This is a genomic window from Sinobaca sp. SA16-1 (genome assembly GCF_059510515.1).
On the sequence record NZ_JCAKFL010000002.1, the window covers coordinates 183,668 to 205,212 of the forward strand.

Here is a 21,545-nt window from a genome sequence, read left to right on the forward strand (position 1 = left end):
ATATGTTTATTGTTTTATGAGTATGTTTTTATGTCATTCGATTCTCTCATTGCTCGGGACAAGATATGGCTTTTTTAGAGACATTACATAACCAACTATTGCGCTTTGGTATTTATTTCGCCTACATTGTTTTACAGTCATACTATCATGATAGTTAGGAGAGAAATTCCGTGATGCATTCTAGAAATAAAGGTTTAATGTTGGTTATATTGGGAGCTTCCTTTTGGGGGCTGGGAGGTACCGTATCACAAAAGCTATTTCAAGATTTTTCTATTGAAGTCAATTGGTTAGTCGCTGTTCGATTGCTTTTGGCAGGCGTGGCTTTATTGATTATTCAATGGGGAACAGGAGAACGGTCTCAAATTTTTCAGATCTGGCGAACGCCTGCTACCGCGTTTGCCATTCTCTTGTTTGGAATTGGCGGCATGCTGGCCGTTCAGTACACTTACATGGCTTCGATATACGAAGGAAATGCAGCGGTGGCTACCCTTCTTCAATACCTGGCTCCGGCCATGATTATCATCTACCTGCTCGTTCGAAAACAAACGGTATTTACTCGTCAGGACGGATGGACACTCACGTTAGCCAGCACAGGTTGTTTTTTTCTATTAACTAATGGGTCACTGTCTCAGTTATCTGTGCCTGCTCCATCCATTATTTGGGGCGTGCTATCCGGCGTTTCCCTAGCTTTTTATACCTTGTATGCCGTCCCGTTATTAAAACAATTTGATTCTCTAGTAATTGTTGGCTGGGCCATGACCATAGGAGGAGTGTTGTTAAGCACCGTCCATCCTTTCTGGCAGATCAATCATGCCGTCCTCTCTTTCGAAGGGGTTAGTTATTTGGTATTCGTTATTCTGTTTGGCACGATGTTTGCTTTTTGGTTTTACATTGAAAGCCTGCAATACCTTTCTGCTAAAGAAACTAGTTTGCTGGGATGTTTGGAGCCCCTTGCTGCCGTGTTGGCTACGGTACTTTGGCTGCAGGAACCTTTTGGTCTCTTTCAATGGATCGGCGCCGCTTGTATTCTGATCATGGTTGTGATGCTTGCACTTTTGCAGCCGAAATTAAAAGTCTCCCAGCCGTAAAAAGACCTTAGCCATTGTTTTAGTCCTTCCTTACAAGCTTACAATTGGTGATTTTGCTTCCTCCCAGATTATCTTTTTATGTTTAGCTATTGCTGCCATATTTGCCTCCCAGGGTTCTTAATTGATCAACAACCTGGAGACGGGAACTATCCCTTCCTATTTCACTATACTATCGCTTCACAAGCTATGGAGTTATATACGACGGTGAGAAGGGCCATAAATTAAATCTTCTATAGAGACCTTCAAGGCTTCAGAAAGTTTAGTTAGGAGTAAAAGACCTGGATTAGCGTTTTTATTTTTTTCCAGTGTGCTCAAATAAGAAACGGATACATTGGCCCTTTGAGCTAAGTCAGACAAGGATAGCTGGTCTTTTTGACGATAAAACTTTATATTTTTGCCATTCATCATACTCTTCCTTTCTTTATCATGCCTAAGCCTGATTTAATCCATGTTGTTCTATTATTCATCCTACCTTATTTAATTGAACCCTTACCTTCGTATATAAACACCTAAACGCCGTATGAGATGCTTCATCTCTATGTTATGGGCTGCTCTTCTGTTCTCTTCTTGACCCTTGTTTTTACTCACATCATACCTCAATGAAAATATAATAGGAGCTATGGAAGGGATACCCCAATAGAGAAGAGGCGGCCCTTCCGTTTTTTTCTTACAACAAAGGCGCAAGGGAGGAAAGCTTTAAAAAAAAGATCTATCTACTGATCTTATGCCTGTGTTTCCTATAAAACAAGAAAAAGGTTTTAGGTCCTTTCTAAACGGTAAAAGCGTAAAGAACAGGAGAAAATCCATAGATCTTACGGTTACTAATGTTTGTCTATATGGATGATGCCAACACTTTTCTGCTAAATAACAAAAGGAGGAATTCAGATGACAACGAATCAAGAAAAGACATCAACCGATGAAACGAAAAAAACGGCTCCGGCAATTCTGCTATCTATTGCAGCTATAGGAGGGGGCATTGTTTGGCTGACAAAACGGTCCCGTTCGAGTAGTTCAAGCGAAGGACCAGGATTAAAAGAAAAAGCAAAAGAAGCGAATGACCAGGTCGATAAAGAAGAACTCAAAAACCGTTTTCAACGAATCGTGGCGCTTGTTAAAACCATCGCGACAAGCCTTCAGGAGATTTATGAAAAACAGGGAAAGGATCTCATGCAGCAGACCCAACAGGTGAAAGAGCAAGCAGAACATGTCGCTTCAACGGCTAAAGAAGCCGGTGAGGAATTAAAAGAAGTCAAAGAAACCACCGTTCAAGAAACCAAAGAGGAAATACAGGGAGCAAAAGGGGACGTCCAGGGAGCAACAGAAGCTGCTCAAGAAAACAATTCGTCTTCAGCCAATGAGGACCCTTCATCTCCTACTTCTCGTTAGGTTGACGATAAAAAAGGATAGGAATAGACAAGAAACAACGAGCTTTAGGCAGGTCGTCGAGAAAAGAACGTTCTTGACGGCTTTTTTCATGGAAAAAATTCTTCCTAAAGAAAAAGAAGCGTAATAGAGGGCGTTCAAAAAACGCGTCCCCGCTTCATCGCTTTTCTGTATTTCTCGTGCATTTCAAAAAGTTCTGGAGTAAAATCTCCCCGGAGCCTTTCTCATGCCTTTTATCATGTGTGATCGTCTACCCTTGCCTCTCCAGCGTACTGTTTCACCGCATTAATGTCATTTTGACAGCTCTGCATCAAGGTATATCACTCACTGACTGCGACAACTTTTCCATATTTCGTTTTTCCATTATTAAAGAAAATTGAATCATGAATGATTTCTTATGTTAGCCTGCGGGCCTATAGGCGCATTACTTATATAGATCGAGGTTTTTTCTAAGGTACAAGCATCTTTTTCCCATTCCTGTTGCAAAGCGGAAGGATAAGAGATAAACGTAATAATTACTTCCTGCGAACGATAAAGATGGAGGGCTTGCACCAGTTTTTGCATGTCTGTAAATGAATGGTCCATTACCTGTCCTGTGACAGCCTCCATTTCTTCTACGGTGCCCACTAGTACTTCATTTTTTTGAACAACATGGACAAAAACGAAGGGTGTCATGGGTATTCCTCCTTTTTATTATTCCATGAAAAAAAGCCACATCTGCCCTGGGAAGGAGATGTGGCTTGGGCAACAAACGTCCTTGTTTGTTGTCAGAACCATATTTTATAGAACGGCAGAGCCGTTATTTTCTTGATTCCTTTAGTTATATCTTACTTCCTTTGTAATATCAACCTATTTTTGGTTTTCTTTTTTCTCATTTTTATTTTTTTTCGAATTTTCTAAACCAATCAGTAAATATCCTTTATCTTTCTGGAAATGCCAATCGACAAATGTTTCTTCGATCGTTCGCTGTAACAGACTTTCCAGCACATGCTTGGCAAATAAATTTTTTTCCAGCGGTCGCTTTACAGTTTTTAAGGTTTCGCCATAGTTTTGTTCGATCAATGCGTTTTCAATTTCCACAAAGATGCCAATTCGTTCGACTAAAATCAGTCGCGGGCTTAACCAAAATAGATTGGTTTCCTCCGGTTCCTTCTGCACTTTTTTGCTAAGCGCAATAATCTCACGGCGAAACATATTTTGATTTAATTCTTTGGGCCAAGAAAACGTATCCAGCTGTTTTGGGGAAACATCCAGCGAAATCCAAACCATCCCCGTGCATTTCTTATTCTTCCGAAAATTCCAATCGTAATACATGTCCAGAACACTCTCGTCGGTTTCTTCCTCCACAATCTGCTGAATCACAGGGAGAACTTTAATCATCATCTGTTCGCGTAATTGTTCTAGTTGCAGCTCCTTGTCCTGGTGCAATAACACCTCTTCCATAGGAGCTAAAAAGCCTTTCAAATGAATCGTTACAAAAGGGGGCGTAATCATCACGTATATGCTCTCAGGACCTTTCCCAAACTGCGTTTGAAACATTTTCCCTAACCGTTTTGCTGCCTGCTGTTCGTTTTCTTCGTGTATAGGCATGCAAGGTAGCCCCCTTTCATGAATGATCCTTTATTGTATTTACCTTTTTCTAAAACCCTCTAAACAAAAAAGCTCACACGCCTGCTCCCCGGGAAACAGACATGTGATCACTTCAATGAGAAGGAACCTTTGTTTGCCCCTTTCGCTTTTAGTATAAACCAACGAACTCTTTTCCTACACTAATCAAGAAAGAAATGGAGCAAATTTTTATAGATCGTATAAAAATATCTTTGATAAAGAATGTAGAATAGCTTTCTTAATACTTCGTTGCCATACATCTACCAGGTATGAAAAGCAAAGCAAGCTAAAGATTAATTAAACGTAGGAACCATGCAGTACTTTTTTTACGGTCCATCTGTATCTCCCTATCTCTATCATTAATGAATGAATAGGCCTCGATTTCTCAACTCTGTACTCCTTAAAAATCCCACTCTTGTTTTCCCCAATTACAACACTCCTTTTATTTACCGGTTCAAGGTCGCTTTATCGCGGTCTCTTTTAAAGAAAACATTTCGATCCAGGTATTTATGGAAAAACCACTCTCCTCCGCCGATGATTAGAGCGGAAATAAGGGCTGCCTGTAAGATGTCTTCACTGGCGGCAAGGATGAATTCTCCCATTAACCAAATTACCAGAAAGGCCAGGACGATATCACCAACCGTTGCCATAACATTACGTTTTATATGGTCTGCAAGAGCACTATCCGGGCCGGATCGGGTGATATGATCCGTGGCGGTTTGAATGGAACGACCTTCCTTTTTGCGGAAAATCATTAGATCTCCGAGCAAATAAGCCAGCAATGTTAAAACCAGACTAATAAGCAGTGTGTTACCGATCTCCACATTGTAAAACCCCGTCAAGACGATTAACAGGACAATAGTTACCATAGGAAATTTCATGCTAAGTGCTTTTACATGCTTCAACATCTTTCATCTCTTTTCTATTTTATTTGATAACCCCTTGGTTTCAACGACTATGCTTCTGCTGCTCTATACAGATTGCTGGATGAAGCTATTAAAAATAAGCCGAAAAAGGCCACTTTCCCTTCTCGACCTATTAGCAGGCATTGATTCTTCTAATAACAGCCGGTCTATTGGCAAACAAGATCATTTCAGATGTAAAAAATCCCTCTGAAACATGTATCATCTGTTTACATGATAAGAAAAGGGCAGCTCCTGTTTTGTGCTTATCCAAAGAAACGATGACGATCCTTCACATGGAAAGACCACAGCTCATGGGATTTCCGGACGGTCCGTCTCGTTGCTTCATTTGTAGTTCCTATCGATAAGCCCATTCATGCAATGATAGTTACTATTCATAAAGACAAAAAAATAAACCCTTCTTTAAGTGATAGCAACACTCAGCAGGTTTATTTTTTCTTTTATTCTCTTCTTATTAGGGGAGAATAAAAAAGGAGGAAGTTACTTATGACTGGCAAGCTATATTCCATTCAATCGAATCAGCAACTACCCCCCCAAAGGAATTAGAGAAGGATAATATATTTTTACCCTTCTTCAAATTTTATAAACATTTTTGTCTTTTTATTCTAAATATTTAAACTTTTTTTACGCTTTCTCTCTAAACATGCAGATAGGTTTTTGGGCCGGACTATATTCCTCTCTTCCTTCGTTGTTTACTCATAATAGTATGATCTCAAAAGGGTTACTATGATTTTTATACGCTATTTTCCCCCCATTTCCGTCTCTATCTTCTATGTTTTTTCATATGTAATATAATTTGTAAATTAATGAAATGTTTAACGACTACTCTAATACTTGACCACCGCTTTCATTGCTAGCGTGCCCTTTCTCTCATTTTTTCTACAGAAATGCCTGCTGCTTCTGGAGACGAAAATAGGAAGAGAAAAATGATCATTAGAATCTATTAGTTAACTTTACATAATAGCGGTTATCCAAAGCTCTTAACTATACAAAAGGAGAAAAGGTGCAGTACCGATGTATTTAGCAGCCTCTTCTCTCTCTTTCTGTTTGTATTATCGTACTTTAAGAAAGGGGCAATCTAATATTGAAAATGTTAATTGAGTAAATAGTCACAATGATAAATATTTTGAATTATCTGTTTTAAACCTCATCTACTATAGTAAAGGAAGTAACAGTGTGCTACACTTCAAGAAAAAATATTCATCCAAAATTTTACAAAATATTCAGGGTTTTAATATGTGTGAAGCTATCGTTTTCTCCAGTTAAAGCGAATCCGTTTTATTGCTGTTATACATAAGGACGATCCGTTCCCTATGCATTTTTGCCTTTTCTTCTTTTTTAAAAGAGAATATCGGCGGGAAAAATGTAAACACCTGCAGGTCATTGTTTTCAGGTAAATGTACTTCAAAGAATTTTCATCAACCCTAAAATTAGTCTTCGTCAATGGATGATAAAGTCGGCGCAGAAGATAGTCTAATGGGATTAATGAATGGAGGCGTACACATGAATACCAGGCATAATCTGAAGGATAGTAAAAAGCGGCTAACACCATTAGTGATTATTCGTTATACAGGCTTGTTTGCAATAATGGGAGGAAGTCTCTATATTGTTATTCAGTTTATTCACCCGTCGGATGATATATCTTCTGTTAACACAAACTTATGGGTGGTTGTGGCGTGCTTAACGGTGGCTATGGCCCTCTTTAACTTCATAGGAATTACGGGAATCTATACAAGACAAGTGAAGGAAAGCGGTTGGCTTGGATTAATGGGGTTTCTTATATTTAGTCTTTTTTGGTTATTCGCAGCGTTCTTCAGCTTCATTGAAGCTTTTGTTTTGCCGCTGCTTACCACCGTGGCTCCACAGTTTGTAGAGGGATTTATAGGGATTTTTAGCGGATCCGTCAGCGAGGTCGATCTTGGGATTCTTCCGACTATTGGCTCACTGGCCGGGGTAATGTATATCCTTGGAGGATTCTTATTCGGCATGGCAATATTTCGTGCTAAAGTCCTGTCACGTGTAGGAGGTGCTCTTCTTGCTTTCGGTGCTGCAGCGACCATCGGTGCCTCCATCATCCCTCACCCATTTGATCGGTTATTTGCGCTGCCGATGGGCGTAGCTTTGATTTGGCTGGGATATGCTCTTTGGACTGAACAGAAGAGAAAGGTATAACAGAACAGAAAGAAAATGAGTAAGAGAGAATACTCTTCCCTCTCTCAGCAGCCCGTTGAAAATAAAAATAAGGCCATCCCTGCCGAAACGGTCCTCTTTGTACTTGGTTTGGTGAAAAAAAATAAAAAAACTGCCCCTTTTGGAGCAGCCAAACGCAGAAAGAGCGGTTCCCAAGGGCCATTTAGAGGGAAGGGTGGTGAACCTGCTGTTAATATATCATGCTCTTGTTTCTCTGCCTATAAATGTTGCCAAATCTTTACAAGCACTTTACTTAAAACAACTTTTATTTATGAGAACATCCAATAAATATACGATGCATAGGTTGCTGATCCTCGTATATCTTGATGAAAAGAACGGTAACACTAATATGTACCAGGGGCCCGGCTTTCCTTTATTTAGTTAGATGCGCGTCGGCGGAAAAGCAGAAACGTTCCTGTCATGAAGATCACAACACCAAGAAGCACAGCAGCAGGGTAGAAAGTCGAGGTGGCTGGAAGCGGACCTCCCTCTTCTCCGATGGTAACCGGTATTTCCAGTTCGTCTATCCGGCTGCCGTCATCAGCACTTTCACTGAATACAATCACGGTAAGATCACGCGATTCTCCTTCGTCCAGCTGGGCTACTTCGATTTCCAGATCGAATTCTCCCCAATCCGGACCGGCTGTGGCAGCAGTCGTAAATCCTTCATCGATTTCCTGGCCATCTTCTACTACCACATATGATACGGTTGCTTCGAATACCCTGGCTTCTCCTTCAATCAAAATCGTATTGCCTTCGCTTTCCACACTATGAATGCGGAAGGAATCATTTTCATACGTTGTTTCTGTCGCAGCGCCTGCCGGTAACACAACAAGAAAGCAGATGAATAGTACCATTACTGTCAGCAGTAATTTATTCACTATGGATCCTCCTCATAAGGAAGAACCGGGGCCCCTACTTCCTATTTTACTCTAATATTACTTCCATTACATAAAAAAATTGTCATTACTTCCATTGTTTAGATCAAAAAACCGCTCCAGACGTATGATCTGGAACGGTTTTCTTTATTATCACTTATTCAACAGAAGACGCAATTTTATCTAAAGACGCTTGGACCGCAGATTTTTCTTCATTACTATAAAAGGATGCCAATAGTTCATAACAGGTCTCAAGATCCACTAAATAACAGTCGTGTGTGCCGGTGTTATACACAAAATGATTCAGCTCTTCGCCTTTAGTACCATCAAGCACTTTATATTGTTCAAGATTGAATAACTCACGCATGCCTCCCTGCGCTAAATCCATAAATTCTTCTCTCGAGATTTTTCTTAATGCCGTAAATTCTTTTTGTACGCTCATTTGCAGCCTCCTGTATATTCTTAAAATTGATCATTTAAAGATTGTTCTTTATGATCTCAGACTTTACATATTATCACAATTCCCGCCTGGAGAATACGATTTCAACTTCTCATAAAGAATGGTTGAAATTGCAATGCTCGGAAAAACACAAACAGAAAAAGATGACTATTTTAGAATGATTTCAATAGGATGGGATGGGCTTTACACTTCCCTATATCGTCCCAATCGGACTTCTGCAAATTCCGATTGACGTACCTTGCTGATTCAATATTTTTTTAAGGTTCACAATGGCGTTTCCGTTATAAACCTGTTCCATAGTTGATTGTACGGTGTCGCTTTCCTGCTGTGACATTGCCTGATTGGTAAGGAGTTGGTTGAACCATTGGCTGATTTCTACTGGATTTATATTGCCGGCCATGGAAGAAAGCCGATTATATCCGCAGTTTACTTTATCCTCTAACTCCGCTTCTCCGCCTGCATAAAAAAAGAAGTCCTCTCTCTGGATAACGTCTCTTAACCGCTTTATTTTTTCTTTATCTCCGGCTTCTTTTATACCCACTACCCAATTTAGCCTGCTTAATTGAACAATGCTTTCCTCTGACAAATCAAACCCCGTTCTATTCGGGTTATTGTACAGAATGGCAGGTTTTTGACTGATCTCAACCATTCTTTTGGTATACAACATAGCTTCCTGCTGGGAGGGCACGATGTAAGGCGGATACCCAATCATCATACCTGCCATTTTTGAAGAGCCGATCTTTTCAGCTAATATCTCAGCCTCTTTCAGCCTGGTGGAAGCTGCCCCGAATATAATTTCCATATTGCTGATAAGCTCTTCTTCCGACTCCAGAGCGTCTATTATTTCTATTTTCTCCTGAAGGTTCATACTATGCTGTTCCCCCGTGGTTCCAGAAACCAGAATAGATTTTACTCCGTGGTTATATATATTTTTAATATGGCTGATGGTGCCCTGGGTATTTAACGATTCATCTTCGTAAAAAGCGGTAGGTACCGCAATATGGAATGGTTCTGTCAGCATATATTTACAACTTCCTTTCGTTTTTTACTATCATTTTGTTAACGTATGGCTTCTTCCTTTTTCTCCAGCGTTACTTGATACAGCCGTTTCGGCAGAGCACCTTCTTCGAATTCATGTTTTTCCACGACTTTGTATCCTTCTGCTAACATTTCCACTTTCTCTTGATTAAAGAAATGCACGATAAATCCATTTGCTTCATACAGATCTTCTCCATGGTGAATGCCATTGCCGTACTGTGGATCGCCGACGTGTCTTGCCGTGTAGATATTATACCCCCGCGGGCGCAGAACATGTCGTATATGCCGGCTTAGTGTTTTCAATTCTTCCGACGTCATTGCCATACAGTACAGCATATGGGAAAAGCATCCGTCCATCGAATGGGCAGCTAGTGGAAATGGCTGGCGCACATCATGCCGGGTTACGGTAATCCGGCTGTTGAGGCCGTGTTTTACGGCCTTTTGCTGAATGGATTCAACGCCTTCTTTTGTGTATTCCAGTGCATGAACATGGAATCCGTTTTGTGCGAAGTACAAAGTATCCCTTCCCTGCCCGGCACCAAGCTCTATCATACGAGTATAGCCTTTTGCCTTAAACATTTCTGCAGCTCTTACGGCCGCTTTGCTTGGTTCACCGCCGAACATTTTTTTATTTTTCGCATATACCTGCTCCCAGTGCGGCTGCTGGGTATTCAGTATTTTACCATCCATAATGAGCCCTCCTTTTCGTTAGCCGTTTTCTCCCATTATAATCGAACCAATTTCTTTTTAAAACGACAAGCTGGTGTGTACTGCTGTTAATACCAGCTTTCCGGAAGAATATTAATCAAAAGTTTTTCGTTCTTGATGTACGTCAAGTTTTTATTTTACTATGTCGTTTATGATAAAAATAACAGAAGATACTTATTCTGAGAAAAATACAAAAATGGAGTGTGTATGATGACTATACAAAAAATGCAGGATCTTCAAACGTACGATGAAAATCAAATGACCAAACAGATTGTTTTTACAGGACAAAAAAGCAAAGCGATCGTGTTTAATTTCCTCCCCGGACAGATAATGCCTGCCCATGGCCATCCTCAACAAAACGCCTATCTGACTGTGATCGAAGGAACAGGAGTATGTTACTTGGATGACAAGGCTTCCCCGGTACAGCGGGGCGATATGATTCACTGCGATCCGCATCAAACCATCAGCGTAGAAAATACAGACGCTGCCGCAATGACCGTTTACGTTGTACTTGCAGAGGAATAGGCAGAACAGGAGGACGTTATGACCATTGGTATCGTGTATGCAACGATGGGAGGCAGCACAGAACAACTTGCTTCTTTCATTAAGGAATATTTGATCGAAAAAGGAATACAGGTAGACCTGAAAGAGGCTTTTGAAGAAGGCGCGGAAGATATACTCGAATACGAGTGTATCTTTTTAGGAAGCTACACCTGGGGAGACGGCGACGTAGCCGACGAGATGCTGGACATCTATGAAGATCTGGAGACGATGGATTTAACAGGAAAGTTTTTTGGCGTGTTTGGCTCAGGCGATACCTGCTATGAATACTTCGCGGGGGCGGTGGATAGGTTTGAAGAAGTTATTCAAAAGCAGGGAGGATATATTGCAGTGCCGGGGCTGAAAGTAGATATTGATTCGGAAGAAACAGAAATACGAAAGCAGGTAAACGACTTCACCGAAGCCTTTTTAGAAGCTGCAAAAGCAAAATAAAAAAAGCTTTTAATCGCAGCTTCATGAGGAGACATAAACGCCGGGGTTTATATTTTTTCTTCCCGGCATTTAAATACCTTTTGTTCTCTTTTAAAACAAACAATTTGTATTTAAAAAAGAGAAGATTGAGTTCCGCTTTGCCCTCCTTTCGTAATGTCTGCCGGCATTTTATGGGTCTTCTCAAGAATAAGGAAATAGTTTCGATCAACTGCTTTTTTCACTTTATAGAGCACTACTCCGCCAAGCAAAAACTGCACAGTCATTAACAACGTAAAAAGGAGCGGAACTGCTGATTCTTTAATACCTAATAATATTAATAACAGCAGTAATTGAAAAAGAAATACTTTTTTTGTCCGCAGCATGACAGTAAAGGCAAAAGTTACAATGGCAATAATAAAAGCAAAGGTATGATCTTGAATAAGAATATGCCAGTTAAAATTAATGACGGAAAGAAACACGGGTTGGAATACATTCATTACCCTTCACCCCCGCTGCAGCACTTCCATCCTTTACCATTAGGATTTTTCATTTCTAAGCCCCCTTCTGTCCTTCAATTATCTAATAGAAGGGAGCCCATTTCCTTGACGCAAATCAATATTTGAAAATCATTTGCACTTCCCGATAAACCACCTAATTTACCTGGTTACTACCCTGCCTTTCTCTTCTAAGCTAGACCAGTTGTAGTCCGTCCAGATCCAATACTTTTATTTTCCTGCTGCTGATCTGTTCAATAAACCCACGGTCTTCCAAATCCGCCATCCTGCGGCTGATCGTTTCCGCCGTGGTACCTAAATACGAGGCTAAGTCTGCTCTCGTCATTGGCAGTTCCAGAGTATCGGTGCCAGGCAGATTAGTGGCTGCCTCCACTAAATACAGCGCGAGCCGTGTTTCTACTTTATCCGCAGCAAAGTGGGCTCTTTGGTTTTCGGAGCGGTTCAACCTTTGAGAAAACTCTGTGAGCATTTTCAAAGAAATGGCCGGGTATTTTGTTAAAATGGTCTGGAAATCGTTACGTGGAATCCTGCATATTATCGTATCTTCCACTGCCTGGGCGAAGGATTGATGGGTGGATTTATTAAAGAGAGCATACTCCCCGGTGAAGTCCCCGGGTAACAGCAGAGAAACTAAATGTTCTTTCCCGCCTTCTGACAATCGATACATTTTCACTTTTCCCGTGTTCACAATATAAAGAGCGTCTGATTGATTCCCCTCCTGAAAAATAAGTTCTCCTTTTTTGTAGGAGCTGGATTGAACAGTTTTCATGATTTCATTCATTTGAACAGGCTCCAAATGATTAAAAATCGGGACGATGGATACGCACAAGTGCTTCGCGCCACTCGCTGAACACGTACACTCTGTTCCAGTGGGTTTACATGTTTCAAATTTCTCCATTTTCTATTCTCCTTTAATACAAAATCTTTTACACTTATATTTATTATATCTGATTCACTCTTCATCTCCACATTCATCCAACGAGCAGAAACCATCTAAAACAGAAAAATAATACGAAAATACTGAAAATACAAAAAAATATAATACCTGCTCGTGCCGCCATGTTCGGAACCTATAGTATTGTTACATTCGAATGATCAGAGGTGATACAATTGACATTCAGTTTAACAAGTCCATACTTTGTTATATAGCCGGTATCTTATGCGGATAGTCTGTTTTAACAAATACTCCAGCTATTGAGAAAGTGATGATGTGTATGAATCAATCAAATAAAGGGTTCCTTTCATATAAATAAGTTCCATTTTTTCTTGAATAATGCCTTTGCTGATCACAAATAAAATATATTCTGTAATAGATATCGTTTTTTTAACCAGATTTTTTGTCTTTTCTTCCACAGTTTATTTAGTTTTATAGAAAATAAGGACAGTTCATGATTTATTAATTCAAACATGCTGTTCTAAACGAATTGACCTCCAAGCTGCATGCATTTACACATTCTGCAGAAGATATTCTATGCGTAGGCTGATACAGGGAAGAAATAACGACCCTCCTTCCCTTATATATCGCTTTCACCCACAAAATGGTTATTTAATTCAAAAAAATATTGATTATATGAATACGTTCAACGCTGCCATGACTGCCGCTTTGGATATATTTTCAAATGATTCAAACAGTAATTAAAAAATAACTAAAACCCTCTTAAATAGTTAGAATATTACATTTAGTATCTCTGCAGTTTCTTTTTTAGACAAACTATTACATTTCAGAAAGGGTTTTATGATGAAATATTCTATGCGATGTGCCGTATATGAAGAAATGCTTTTTTCCCTCAAACGACCTCCTAAAGGTTTACAGGACCTTCTTTTCCACGCTTCCCATAATGAAAAAATAGCCAGCATTACTCCATTCTATGGATTCTATCTTTATCCTCACGAATGGCTCTATTATTCCTTACAGAATCATGATCCCTTAGTGGTTGAAATGAATGCAGCAATGCTGATAGCTCTGGATGCACCCGCAATTGAAGCAGATCCTAAAATGATTCTTTTCTTTTCTATCGCTTCTTCCCCAAGCAATAAGGAAGTATGTAAACAAAGTCTCTCAGTCGCGTTTAATACGAGCTTATTTTTTCAAATGTTTACCCACCTGCAGCACAAAGTGGCACTTGTAGAAAAAGATCAGCAATTTACGATGCGTAAATACGAAAGCAGGCTGAAAAAAGCCGTTATCCATCACTAAATAGTTTATTTCCCTATAGTTATATTTATACCCTATTTATTTTCAAAACCCTCCTGTTGATCTATTCAAAACAAAGCAACCTGAAGGAGAAGTTATTAATGGAAAATTATCAAAAAATTCTATCAGCTGTGGATGGATCAGACGAATCCAAACATGCTTTTAATAAAGCGGTTGCGATAGCGAAAAAAGAAGAAGCAGAACTTATTATTTGTCACGTGGTGGACACGAGTTCTTTTAATAGAATAGAGCATTACAACTCCGCCTTTATTTCCGGTCTGGAAGACTATGCAAAAGAACTGCTTACCGATTGTGAAAAACAGGCAGACGAAGCAGGAGTCAAAAAAGTAATAACGGTACTGGAACACGGCTCACCTAAAGTCAAAATACCGCAGGAAGTGGCTGGGAAATATGAAGTAGATCTTATTGTGGCAGGTGCTACCGGCCTGGGCGCAGTAGAGCGATTTATTACAGGAAGTGTTTCTGAACAAATTGTAAGAGGTGCTGCATGCGATGTCCTGATTATTCGCATGACGAAAGAGAAACTTTAACAAAATATTTCCATTTTAGATTTTGTAGAAACGCTTTACTCCTGGCAGGGCCAGGGTGAATAATTTTTCTTCTTCCACGGAAAGCCGGGAACGTTTAGAAAACAGGTTGAAAATGTAGAATTCAATTAACATCTTGGAGAAGTAATTAAAATATCAGCCGATAGCCCCTATACAGTAAAAATGCCGGATATTCCATAAGGAACATCCGGCATTTACATATTAATTAACGAAGCTCCGGCCAGAAGCCTTTGTTTGCTTCCTGCAGATCTTCCAGAATGTCCTTTGCAACCTGTGCGCTCGGAACAATGCGGGAGAGCGTCAGGGCCTGCCACAGCTTTTGGAAAGACTTTTCATTCCACGCTTCCACCACCAGCTTTTCGACTGCGACCTGCTGCTCCATCAGCCCTTTCTGGAATCGTGGAATTTCTCCCTGGACGAGCGGTTCCGGTCCGTTGCTACCGACAATACACGGCACTTCAACCATCGCTGTTGGCTCAAAGTTGCTTATCGCTCCGTTGTTTTCTACAATAAGCAGCATTCGCTCTTTTGTGTTGTAGGCAATGGCACGGGCAAGATCAACGATGTAGGAAGCGTGCTCGTCAATATGAAGAGCGGAATCAGCGGCGGTGCCCTTTTCAATAATTTTGCGGCACTCTCCGAAAACAAACGTTTCTCTTCCTTCCATCACTTCGTTGGCCCGCGTTTTTTCCGGGTTGGAATGAGCAACTTCGTAATCCGGGTAAAGATAATATTTTAAATAGGTGTTTGGGACAGTGGAAGGATCCAGCGCCTGAACATCCTTCGCTTTAGCAAACGTATTGTTCCAGCTTTCATCTGCGTGCTGCAGGGACTGGTCCTCTGTCACATAGCCGAACCTGGCCACATGTTCCCGGATACGGGGCAGCAGGTCGTTTCCTTCTTTGTCACGGATTCCGGTCCACCAGCCAAAGTGATTCAGGCCGTAATAGTCCACTTCCATCTCCTTACGGCTTTCCAGTCCAATTGCGGACGCCATCAGCTCTTCAATCCCAATCGGCATGTCGCAGATATTAAGAATTTTTGCATCTGGACGCATTTTCCGCGTGGCCTCCGCCACAATTGCAGCCGGATTGGAATAATTCAAAAACCAGGCTTCCGGGGAATACGTCTCCATGTAATCAACAAGCTGCAGTACGTCTCCTATGGAGCGCATCCCGTAAGCCATGCCACCCGGCCCGCACGTTTCCTGGCCGACCACCCCGTGCTTCAGAGGGATCTTTTCGTCTTGTTCCCGCATGGCGTACTTTCCGCTTCGAATATGGGCCATAACGAAATCAATATCAGAGAATGCTTCTTCGGGATCTGTCGTTTCAGTAAAACGAATGTCCGGTGCTTTTTCCTTTAAAATGATTCGGCAGGCGCCGGCAATCGTCTGCTGCCGCTCTTTGTCGTTGTCAAAAAACTTAATCTGGTCTATTGGAAGCTTTTCCAGGTTATCCATCAGCATCAATATGATTCCCGGTGTAAATGTACTGCCTCCGCCTGCAATAGTAATTGAGTGTTTTTTCATCATTGACATCCTTTCGTTTTCTTAATTTTCATCAATAAACGCTTCAATAGAATCTCTTACCTGAGGAACGGACAGCCCGACAATAACCTGAATGCTTTGGCCGTTCTGCACAAGTCCGTGTGCTTCCCCATTGTTTTTAAAGTAGTCTGCCTCCTTAACCTGGTCCGGATCTTTTACTGTAACGCGGAGTCTCGTCGCGCAGTTGGTAACATCCGTGATATTGTCCACACCGCCCAGTCCTTCAAGAAATGCGGCAGCTCTCCGGTCATAGTCGCTTGCGTACGCTGCAGCGGGTTCAGATTCAGCACCTTCTTTTCCTGCCCGGTAATCCGATTTCGTATAAAGCTTGGTTTCCTGACTTTCGTCTTTTTCCCGTCCCGGCAGGGCGTAGTCAAATTTCACGATCAGCCAGCGGAACAGGAAGAAGTAAATAATGGTAAATACCACACCGATAATAATCTGCGCGATATAGACACCCCAGTGATTGCCCATGAGCGGAATCCAGTTGGTTGTCGCAATCTCAATCAGTCCGCCGCCCTGATTGCCGACGAGACCGAATGCACTCTGCAGGGTAACCATGGTGGCGCCGAGAAGCGCATGAAGCAGAAACAACAGCGGTGCAATAAACAGGAAAGTGAATTCCAGCGGCTCGGTAATTCCTGCGACAACTGCCGTCAATGTGGCTGCCAGAAGAAGGGCTCCAACCTGCTTTTTCTTTTCGGCACGCGCTGTGCTGTAAATAGCAAGCGCAATTCCAATTGAACCGAACATTTTAATATTGCCCTGTAGAAGGAAAGCCCCTCCTTCCCACTGTTCACGAAGCGGTGTATCAGAAGATGCTAATTCGCCGAGTCTGGATACCCAATTGGCTGTAATACCGCCGTCCACGACGGCCGGACCAAACTGGAATGGCGTATAAATAAAGTGATGCAGGCCGGTTGGAATTAATATCCTTTCCAAAAAGTGAAACAGCCAGACCCCAACGTATCCGGAAGAAATCATAAAGCCCTGAAGAGAACCAATACCGTCCTGCACTGCCGGCCACACCCAGGCAGTTAAAAAGGCCATCGGGATCATGACAAAGAAGGAAATCATGACAATAAACGGTCCGCCCTGAAAAATGCCAAGTGCATCCGGGAGCTTTTTGTCATAGTAGCGGTTATGAAGCCAGATCGTAATACCGGAAATCACAATCGCACCCATAATGTTTGTGTCGAGCGTCAGGATACCTGCGATTTCCGTTAATCCCGTTCCATCTGCCCCTTCGCTTAAATCAACACCGAACGCCGGACCCCACACATCAAGAATGGAGTTGATAAAGGTGTTATACATTAAGTAGGCCACCACCGCAGCAAGCGTTGCTCTTCCTGCGGCTTTTTTAGCCAGCGAAATAGGAAGCCCGATTACAAATATAAGCTCCATATGGTCAAATACAGTCCACCCTGTATTTTCCATAAAGGTCCAGATCTGATACCAGAGACTGTCCGGGTCCGCCAGTCCACCCATAATCTGCTCGTTTTTAAACAGTGTCGCCAATCCGACAATAATACCGAAAAAAGGAAACAACAGCACCGGCACAATCATTGCACTGCCAAATCTTCGAATAGAATTCATCATTATTCCCCTACCGCCCTTTACATAGTTTTTGTGATCGTTCTCTTTGACTAATGTCAGCTTACAAATGAAAGTGCTTACAATCAATACAGTCAGGGCAGGCAGGGAAACGAACAGCAACTTCGGACATTGTTTCAGAAGCTGGAAATTTTCCCGGCAAATATAGAAGAATGCTATACTGAATACAGGAATCATCCCGTACAACAGGAGGAACCACGATGTCTTTAGAAGAATTGATCAACACTCATTACGACAAACTGAATGAAAACGACATGCATGTACTTAAATACATTCTGAATCATAAAAACACTTGTCGGAACATGGGCATTAATGAGCTGGCCGAAGCTTCCCTTGCTTCCCGCTCTTCTATTCACCGGCTCACTAAAAAACTCGGTTTCAGCGGCTACAGTGAATTTAAAGTGTTTCTAAAATGGGAAGAGAATACTGAAAAAGATTCCGGGAACCACATGCAGGTATTGGAAGACGACATCCAGGCGACATTAAAAAACCTTTCTTCCCTCAATTTCGAACCGATCTGTGAAAAGCTTTACGCGGCCAACCGTATTTTTATCTACGGTACCGGCACGGCACAGCTTGGCTGCGCACGGGAAGCCCAGCGTCTGTTTGCTTTGCAGCAGACCTTTGTGACTATTATTTATGATGCGGTGGAGTTTGAGGTGATGCTCAAAGCGATGGGACCGGACGATGTGGTTATTATTATTTCCCTCTCCGGTGACACGCCGAGCCTGCTTCCGCAGGTACAGCAGCTGACAGCACGGGGCATTACGTTTATTTCCATTACGAATTTAAAAAACAATCGGCTTGCCCAGATGTCCCCTTTCAGCATTTATGCTGCCACCAGCGTTTTTCACGCTGGAAACGGTGGAGAGATTGTGTCATTCATTCCGCTTACGATAGCAGTCGAAGCTCTTTTTCGACGATTCATTCTATACAGGGAAGCACATGAAAAGTAGAATAACGAAAACCGCCGGGCATCCGTAATATGCCTGGCATGTTCTGCTTGATTTTCCGTACATAAAGTCCAGCTTCAAAAAAGGCAGCAAGATCCAGCGGAAGAGAGAAAGAGGAGATGTAATCCATTGAAAGAACATACAAGTTCTCACAAACCTCTGCGGGTGCCAAAATTTTTGCATGAGTTATTTGGAAAAGAAGCAACTAAGCCTGAATTAGTTCTAATCTTATTGAGCTGTATTATAATTTCGGCTCTGCTTTTGTCATCCACCTATGAAGAATGGCTTCATTTGTCAGTATTAAAGATTATTCTATTGGTAGTCTTAGCATTAGATCTTTCCGGCGGAGTAATCGCTAATGTTACAAGATCCACTAATGAGTATTATCAAGAGGGAAAAAGAGCAGGCTTCATTTTTATTGCTGTTCATATTCAACCTTTACTAATCGGATGGCTTCTTGGTAATTTTCTGTTGGGTCTGGCTGTGTGGATTGGAGCTGCAATCACTGCAGTGATTATCTTAAACCTCGATAGACGCATTCAGCGTACTGCAGGTATGGCCGCTGCACTCTGCGGGATTACTTTCGTAATTTTGGTGCCGGATGCCTTAGTAATTTTAAAAGGTCTACTTGCCCTGTATATCTTCAAGCTTGTTTTCAGTTTTGCCGTGAATCACACGAATTATAGGCGATGATCTCTAAAAAGAAACAATCAGATCCATAATGACCGTTCTATATGATAAAAAAAGAAGGAGCTGCCCTTTTTTGGGGCAGCTCCTTTTACATTAGTGCTTCTGAATAGTCATGGATGAAATAATCGTTTTCATGGACAGAATCCTTTCTTCATGTCTTCACAAATGCAGGCTTCTGTATCGGAACTCAACAGCGACAATCTGTCCGTTACGTCTTCGATCACTTCTTTATTCAAACGATACATGTTTTTGTTTCCTTCTTTTCTCACAACGATCAGATTATTTTCTTTAAGTGTTTTCATATGGTGGCTTAACGTCGGCTGGGAAAACTCAAAATGTTCCAGCAGATCACAAGCACAAAGCTCACCGCATGACAGCAGGTCCAGTATTTCCAGGCGGTTACTATCGGCAATGACTTTTAGATACCGGGACAACGTTTGATAACTGCTTTTGTTATTCGTTTTTATCAATAGAATTCACATACCTTTGGTAGTTTTTATTGCCTCCGGATAAATTATACACGTTCTCAAATCCGAGATTAATAAGCACGTTCTGGGCCGCATTGCCCGTCGTGCCTTTGTTGCAGTAGGTGACTACCGTTTGGTGTTTATCTGCTGTCTCTGCATATTCCCGCAGGTTTTTAAGAGGAACATTTACAGCGTTCTTAACATGGTTCTTTTCATATTGTTTGGGAGACCGCACGTCAATCACATGAATGTCCTCACGTTCGGCTTTCTCGGTTAATTGTTTTGGGGTGATGATGTTTCTGCCCCGCTGAATATTGTGACCGATCATTCCTGTATAAATAACCGGATCTTTTGTCGTAGAGAAAGTCAGTGCGTAGGCAAGATCGAGGTGGAAGAGATCCTCTACTTTTGCTCCAAACGACATCGCCGTTGCCAGCACATCGATACGTTTATCGACGCCCTCATATCCAACAATCTGTGCACCGATAAGTCTGGACGTCTCCTTATCAATGATCGCTTTGATGACCATTTCTCTGCCTTTCATGTATTCAGGCTGATTTGGTTTGATGTTATGAAAAACGTCTATATTCATGTTTAACCCGGCGGCTTCTTTTTCCGTCATACCGGTCTGGGCAATTGTCATATCGAAAACACGTACGATCCCGGTTCCTAAGATGCCTCTATGCTCCAGGTCCCCGCCGGTTAAACGGTCGCCTGCAATTCTCCCCATCTTATTGGCAGTCGAACCAAGGGGTCTGTACAGCGGCTGTCCGGAAACGACACTGAAACTTTCCGCCACATCGCCGATGGCGTATATATGCGGGATATTGGTTTCCAAATACGTATTTACTTTAATAGCACCCGTTGCTCCCAATCTGACCCCGATTTTTTCTCCTAGAGATACGTTAGGCTTTACTCCAACGGCTACTATTACCATGTCCGTGTCTATTGTCCGGCCGCTCTCCAACGTAAGCTGTGTGATCGAGCCTTCCTCTGTCACGCTCTGAATCGTTTCTCCAGTAATGACCGTTGTTTTCTTTTGAAGGTATTCTTCCACCATATAACCCATATCCGGATCCAGGTTACTCATAAATGTACTTCTTTGAATAATCGTCGTCTCATATGCCGCCAATTGTTCCAGCATTTCCAGACCGATGAAGCCGCCGCCGATAATCGTAATCTTTTTGACCTCGTTTGCATGAATGTATTGGTGAATAGCTTTAGCATCGTTGATATTTTTGACCTGAAAGGCATTTCTGTAGTCTCTGGAATACAGCTGCGGCAGTTCTATCGGGCTTGATCCCGTTGCCAGAACCAGCTCATCATATGGCTGCTCAAACGTTTCATCCGTCACTAAATTCTTAATGGAAACCGTTTTGTTTTCTTTATTTATATTTAGTACTTCGTGCTGGGTGTGGATATTAATATGAAACCTGTCTTTGAACCATTTGGCATCTCTTGGGGTCAGTTCATCAATTTCTTCTACTTCTCCGCCAATAAAATAGGGAATGCCGCAAACCGAATACGAAATATCTGTGTCTTTATCATAGACAGTAATGTCAACCTCTTCATCATTTCTTCTCGCTTTTGCTGCCACGCTTGTACCGGCTGCCACTGAGCCTATAATCACTATTTTTCTCATTGTCCGTTCTCCTTTTGATAGGTGCATCTCTTTTTCTTCTTTTCTCCACTCACTGTTATGTACCTTTTTGATTAAAATTCGACAAATATAGACTAACATCTATA

General features: G+C 41.7%; 24 protein-coding genes. 10 read left to right on the forward strand and 14 right to left on the reverse strand.

Annotated elements, in window-relative coordinates; all coding sequences use genetic code 11:
• The first annotated feature begins 173 nt into the window (after positions 1-173).
• Positions 174-1,088 carry an EamA family transporter gene (locus tag AC5W2J_RS05020; RefSeq protein ID WP_496058932.1) on the forward strand — a complete coding sequence of 305 codons (915 nt, stop codon included), beginning with the start codon at positions 174-176 and terminating at the stop codon, positions 1,086-1,088.
• Positions 1,089-1,280: 192 nt separating this feature from the next.
• Here the strand turns inward: AC5W2J_RS05020 and AC5W2J_RS05025 are convergent, their stop codons facing one another.
• Complete coding sequence (locus AC5W2J_RS05025) at positions 1,281-1,496, reverse strand: helix-turn-helix domain-containing protein (protein ID WP_496058396.1); 216 nt, start codon at positions 1,494-1,496, stop codon at positions 1,281-1,283.
• 477 nt (positions 1,497-1,973) lie between these two features.
• On the opposite strand from AC5W2J_RS05025, the gene AC5W2J_RS05030 reads away from it, so the two are divergent.
• Positions 1,974-2,474 (forward strand): hypothetical protein, encoded by a 501-nt coding sequence (locus AC5W2J_RS05030; RefSeq protein WP_496058397.1) that lies wholly within the window; start codon positions 1,974-1,976, stop codon positions 2,472-2,474.
• A 378-nt stretch (positions 2,475-2,852) separates the two neighbouring features.
• Here the strand turns inward: AC5W2J_RS05030 and AC5W2J_RS05035 are convergent, their stop codons facing one another.
• The 3 genes from AC5W2J_RS05035 to AC5W2J_RS05045 form a co-directional block, all read right to left on the reverse strand.
• Positions 2,853-3,146, reverse strand: a complete 294-nt coding sequence (locus AC5W2J_RS05035; protein WP_496058398.1) for a hypothetical protein — start codon at positions 3,144-3,146, stop codon at positions 2,853-2,855.
• Positions 3,147-3,320: 174 nt separating this feature from the next.
• Positions 3,321-4,061, reverse strand: coding sequence for a Na-translocating system protein MpsC family protein (locus AC5W2J_RS05040; RefSeq protein WP_496058399.1), 741 nt, complete (start codon positions 4,059-4,061; stop codon positions 3,321-3,323).
• Positions 4,062-4,525: 464 nt separating this feature from the next.
• Positions 4,526-4,987 (reverse strand): DUF2512 family protein, encoded by a 462-nt coding sequence (locus AC5W2J_RS05045; protein WP_496058400.1) that lies wholly within the window; start codon positions 4,985-4,987, stop codon positions 4,526-4,528.
• A 1,458-nt stretch (positions 4,988-6,445) separates the two neighbouring features.
• Between AC5W2J_RS05045 and AC5W2J_RS05050 the strand changes: the two genes are divergently transcribed.
• A complete protein-coding gene (locus AC5W2J_RS05050) occupies positions 6,446-7,174 on the forward strand; it encodes a hypothetical protein (RefSeq protein WP_496058401.1) in 729 nt (242 codons plus the stop codon).
• Positions 7,175-7,189: 15 nt separating this feature from the next.
• Positions 7,190-7,480, forward strand: coding sequence for a hypothetical protein (locus AC5W2J_RS05055; RefSeq protein WP_496058402.1), 291 nt, complete (start codon positions 7,190-7,192; stop codon positions 7,478-7,480).
• A gap of 89 nt (positions 7,481-7,569) precedes the next feature.
• On the opposite strand, the gene AC5W2J_RS05060 is transcribed toward AC5W2J_RS05055, so the two are convergent.
• The 4 genes from AC5W2J_RS05060 to AC5W2J_RS05075 all read right to left on the reverse strand — a co-directional run bounded on the left by AC5W2J_RS05060 (position 7,570) and on the right by AC5W2J_RS05075 (position 10,258).
• The gene (locus AC5W2J_RS05060) at positions 7,570-8,073 is read right to left on the reverse strand and encodes a Gmad2 immunoglobulin-like domain-containing protein (protein WP_496058403.1); all 504 of its coding nucleotides are present in this window, start codon (positions 8,071-8,073) and stop codon (positions 7,570-7,572) included.
• Positions 8,074-8,227: 154 nt separating this feature from the next.
• Entirely contained in the window at positions 8,228-8,512 is a 285-nt protein-coding gene (locus AC5W2J_RS05065) for a hypothetical protein (RefSeq protein ID WP_496058404.1), read from the reverse strand.
• Between the two features lie 211 nt (positions 8,513-8,723).
• On the reverse strand, positions 8,724-9,551 hold the full coding sequence (locus AC5W2J_RS05070) for a dihydrodipicolinate synthase family protein (protein WP_496058405.1): 828 nt from the start codon (positions 9,549-9,551) through the stop codon (positions 8,724-8,726).
• Between the two features lie 38 nt (positions 9,552-9,589).
• Positions 9,590-10,258, reverse strand: a complete 669-nt coding sequence (locus AC5W2J_RS05075; protein WP_496058406.1) for a class I SAM-dependent methyltransferase — start codon at positions 10,256-10,258, stop codon at positions 9,590-9,592.
• Positions 10,259-10,486: 228 nt separating this feature from the next.
• On the opposite strand from AC5W2J_RS05075, the gene AC5W2J_RS05080 reads away from it, so the two are divergent.
• Positions 10,487-10,801, forward strand: coding sequence for a cupin domain-containing protein (locus AC5W2J_RS05080; RefSeq protein ID WP_496058407.1), 315 nt, complete (start codon positions 10,487-10,489; stop codon positions 10,799-10,801).
• A gap of 18 nt (positions 10,802-10,819) precedes the next feature.
• Complete coding sequence (locus tag AC5W2J_RS05085; protein ID WP_496058408.1) at positions 10,820-11,269, forward strand: flavodoxin domain-containing protein; 450 nt, start codon at positions 10,820-10,822, stop codon at positions 11,267-11,269.
• A gap of 110 nt (positions 11,270-11,379) precedes the next feature.
• Here AC5W2J_RS05085 and AC5W2J_RS05090 read toward each other — a convergent pair whose 3' ends face one another.
• A complete protein-coding gene (locus tag AC5W2J_RS05090; protein WP_496058409.1) occupies positions 11,380-11,745 on the reverse strand; it encodes a hypothetical protein in 366 nt (121 codons plus the stop codon).
• 193 nt (positions 11,746-11,938) lie between these two features.
• On the reverse strand, positions 11,939-12,661 hold the full coding sequence (locus tag AC5W2J_RS05095) for a Crp/Fnr family transcriptional regulator (protein ID WP_496058410.1): 723 nt from the start codon (positions 12,659-12,661) through the stop codon (positions 11,939-11,941).
• Between the two features lie 840 nt (positions 12,662-13,501).
• Here AC5W2J_RS05095 and AC5W2J_RS05100 point away from each other — a divergent pair.
• Entirely contained in the window at positions 13,502-13,960 is a 459-nt protein-coding gene (locus AC5W2J_RS05100) for a hypothetical protein (RefSeq protein ID WP_496058411.1), read from the forward strand.
• A 98-nt stretch (positions 13,961-14,058) separates the two neighbouring features.
• Complete coding sequence (locus AC5W2J_RS05105; RefSeq protein WP_496058412.1) at positions 14,059-14,508, forward strand: universal stress protein; 450 nt, start codon at positions 14,059-14,061, stop codon at positions 14,506-14,508.
• A gap of 223 nt (positions 14,509-14,731) precedes the next feature.
• Here AC5W2J_RS05105 and AC5W2J_RS05110 read toward each other — a convergent pair whose 3' ends face one another.
• Positions 14,732-16,057, reverse strand: coding sequence for a 6-phospho-alpha-glucosidase (locus AC5W2J_RS05110; RefSeq protein WP_496058413.1), 1,326 nt, complete (start codon positions 16,055-16,057; stop codon positions 14,732-14,734).
• Between the two features lie 21 nt (positions 16,058-16,078).
• Positions 16,079-17,671 (reverse strand): alpha-glucoside-specific PTS transporter subunit IIBC, encoded by a 1,593-nt coding sequence (locus AC5W2J_RS05115; protein WP_496058414.1) that lies wholly within the window; start codon positions 17,669-17,671, stop codon positions 16,079-16,081.
• 218 nt (positions 17,672-17,889) lie between these two features.
• Here AC5W2J_RS05115 and AC5W2J_RS05120 point away from each other — a divergent pair, with 218 nt between their 5' ends.
• Complete coding sequence (locus AC5W2J_RS05120; protein ID WP_496058415.1) at positions 17,890-18,645, forward strand: MurR/RpiR family transcriptional regulator; 756 nt, start codon at positions 17,890-17,892, stop codon at positions 18,643-18,645.
• 126 nt (positions 18,646-18,771) lie between these two features.
• On the forward strand, positions 18,772-19,335 hold the full coding sequence (locus AC5W2J_RS05125; RefSeq protein ID WP_496058416.1) for a hypothetical protein: 564 nt from the start codon (positions 18,772-18,774) through the stop codon (positions 19,333-19,335).
• Between the two features lie 128 nt (positions 19,336-19,463).
• On the opposite strand, the gene AC5W2J_RS05130 is transcribed toward AC5W2J_RS05125, so the two are convergent.
• Both AC5W2J_RS05130 and AC5W2J_RS05135 read right to left on the reverse strand, forming a co-directional pair.
• Complete coding sequence (locus AC5W2J_RS05130; protein WP_496058933.1) at positions 19,464-19,799, reverse strand: ArsR/SmtB family transcription factor; 336 nt, start codon at positions 19,797-19,799, stop codon at positions 19,464-19,466.
• Positions 19,786-21,441: an FAD-dependent oxidoreductase gene (locus tag AC5W2J_RS05135; RefSeq protein ID WP_496058417.1), complete on the reverse strand. Its 1,656-nt coding sequence runs from the start codon at positions 21,439-21,441 to the stop codon at positions 19,786-19,788. The genes AC5W2J_RS05130 and AC5W2J_RS05135 overlap by 14 nt, the downstream gene beginning before the upstream one ends.
• Between the last annotated feature and the right edge of the window lie 104 nt (positions 21,442-21,545).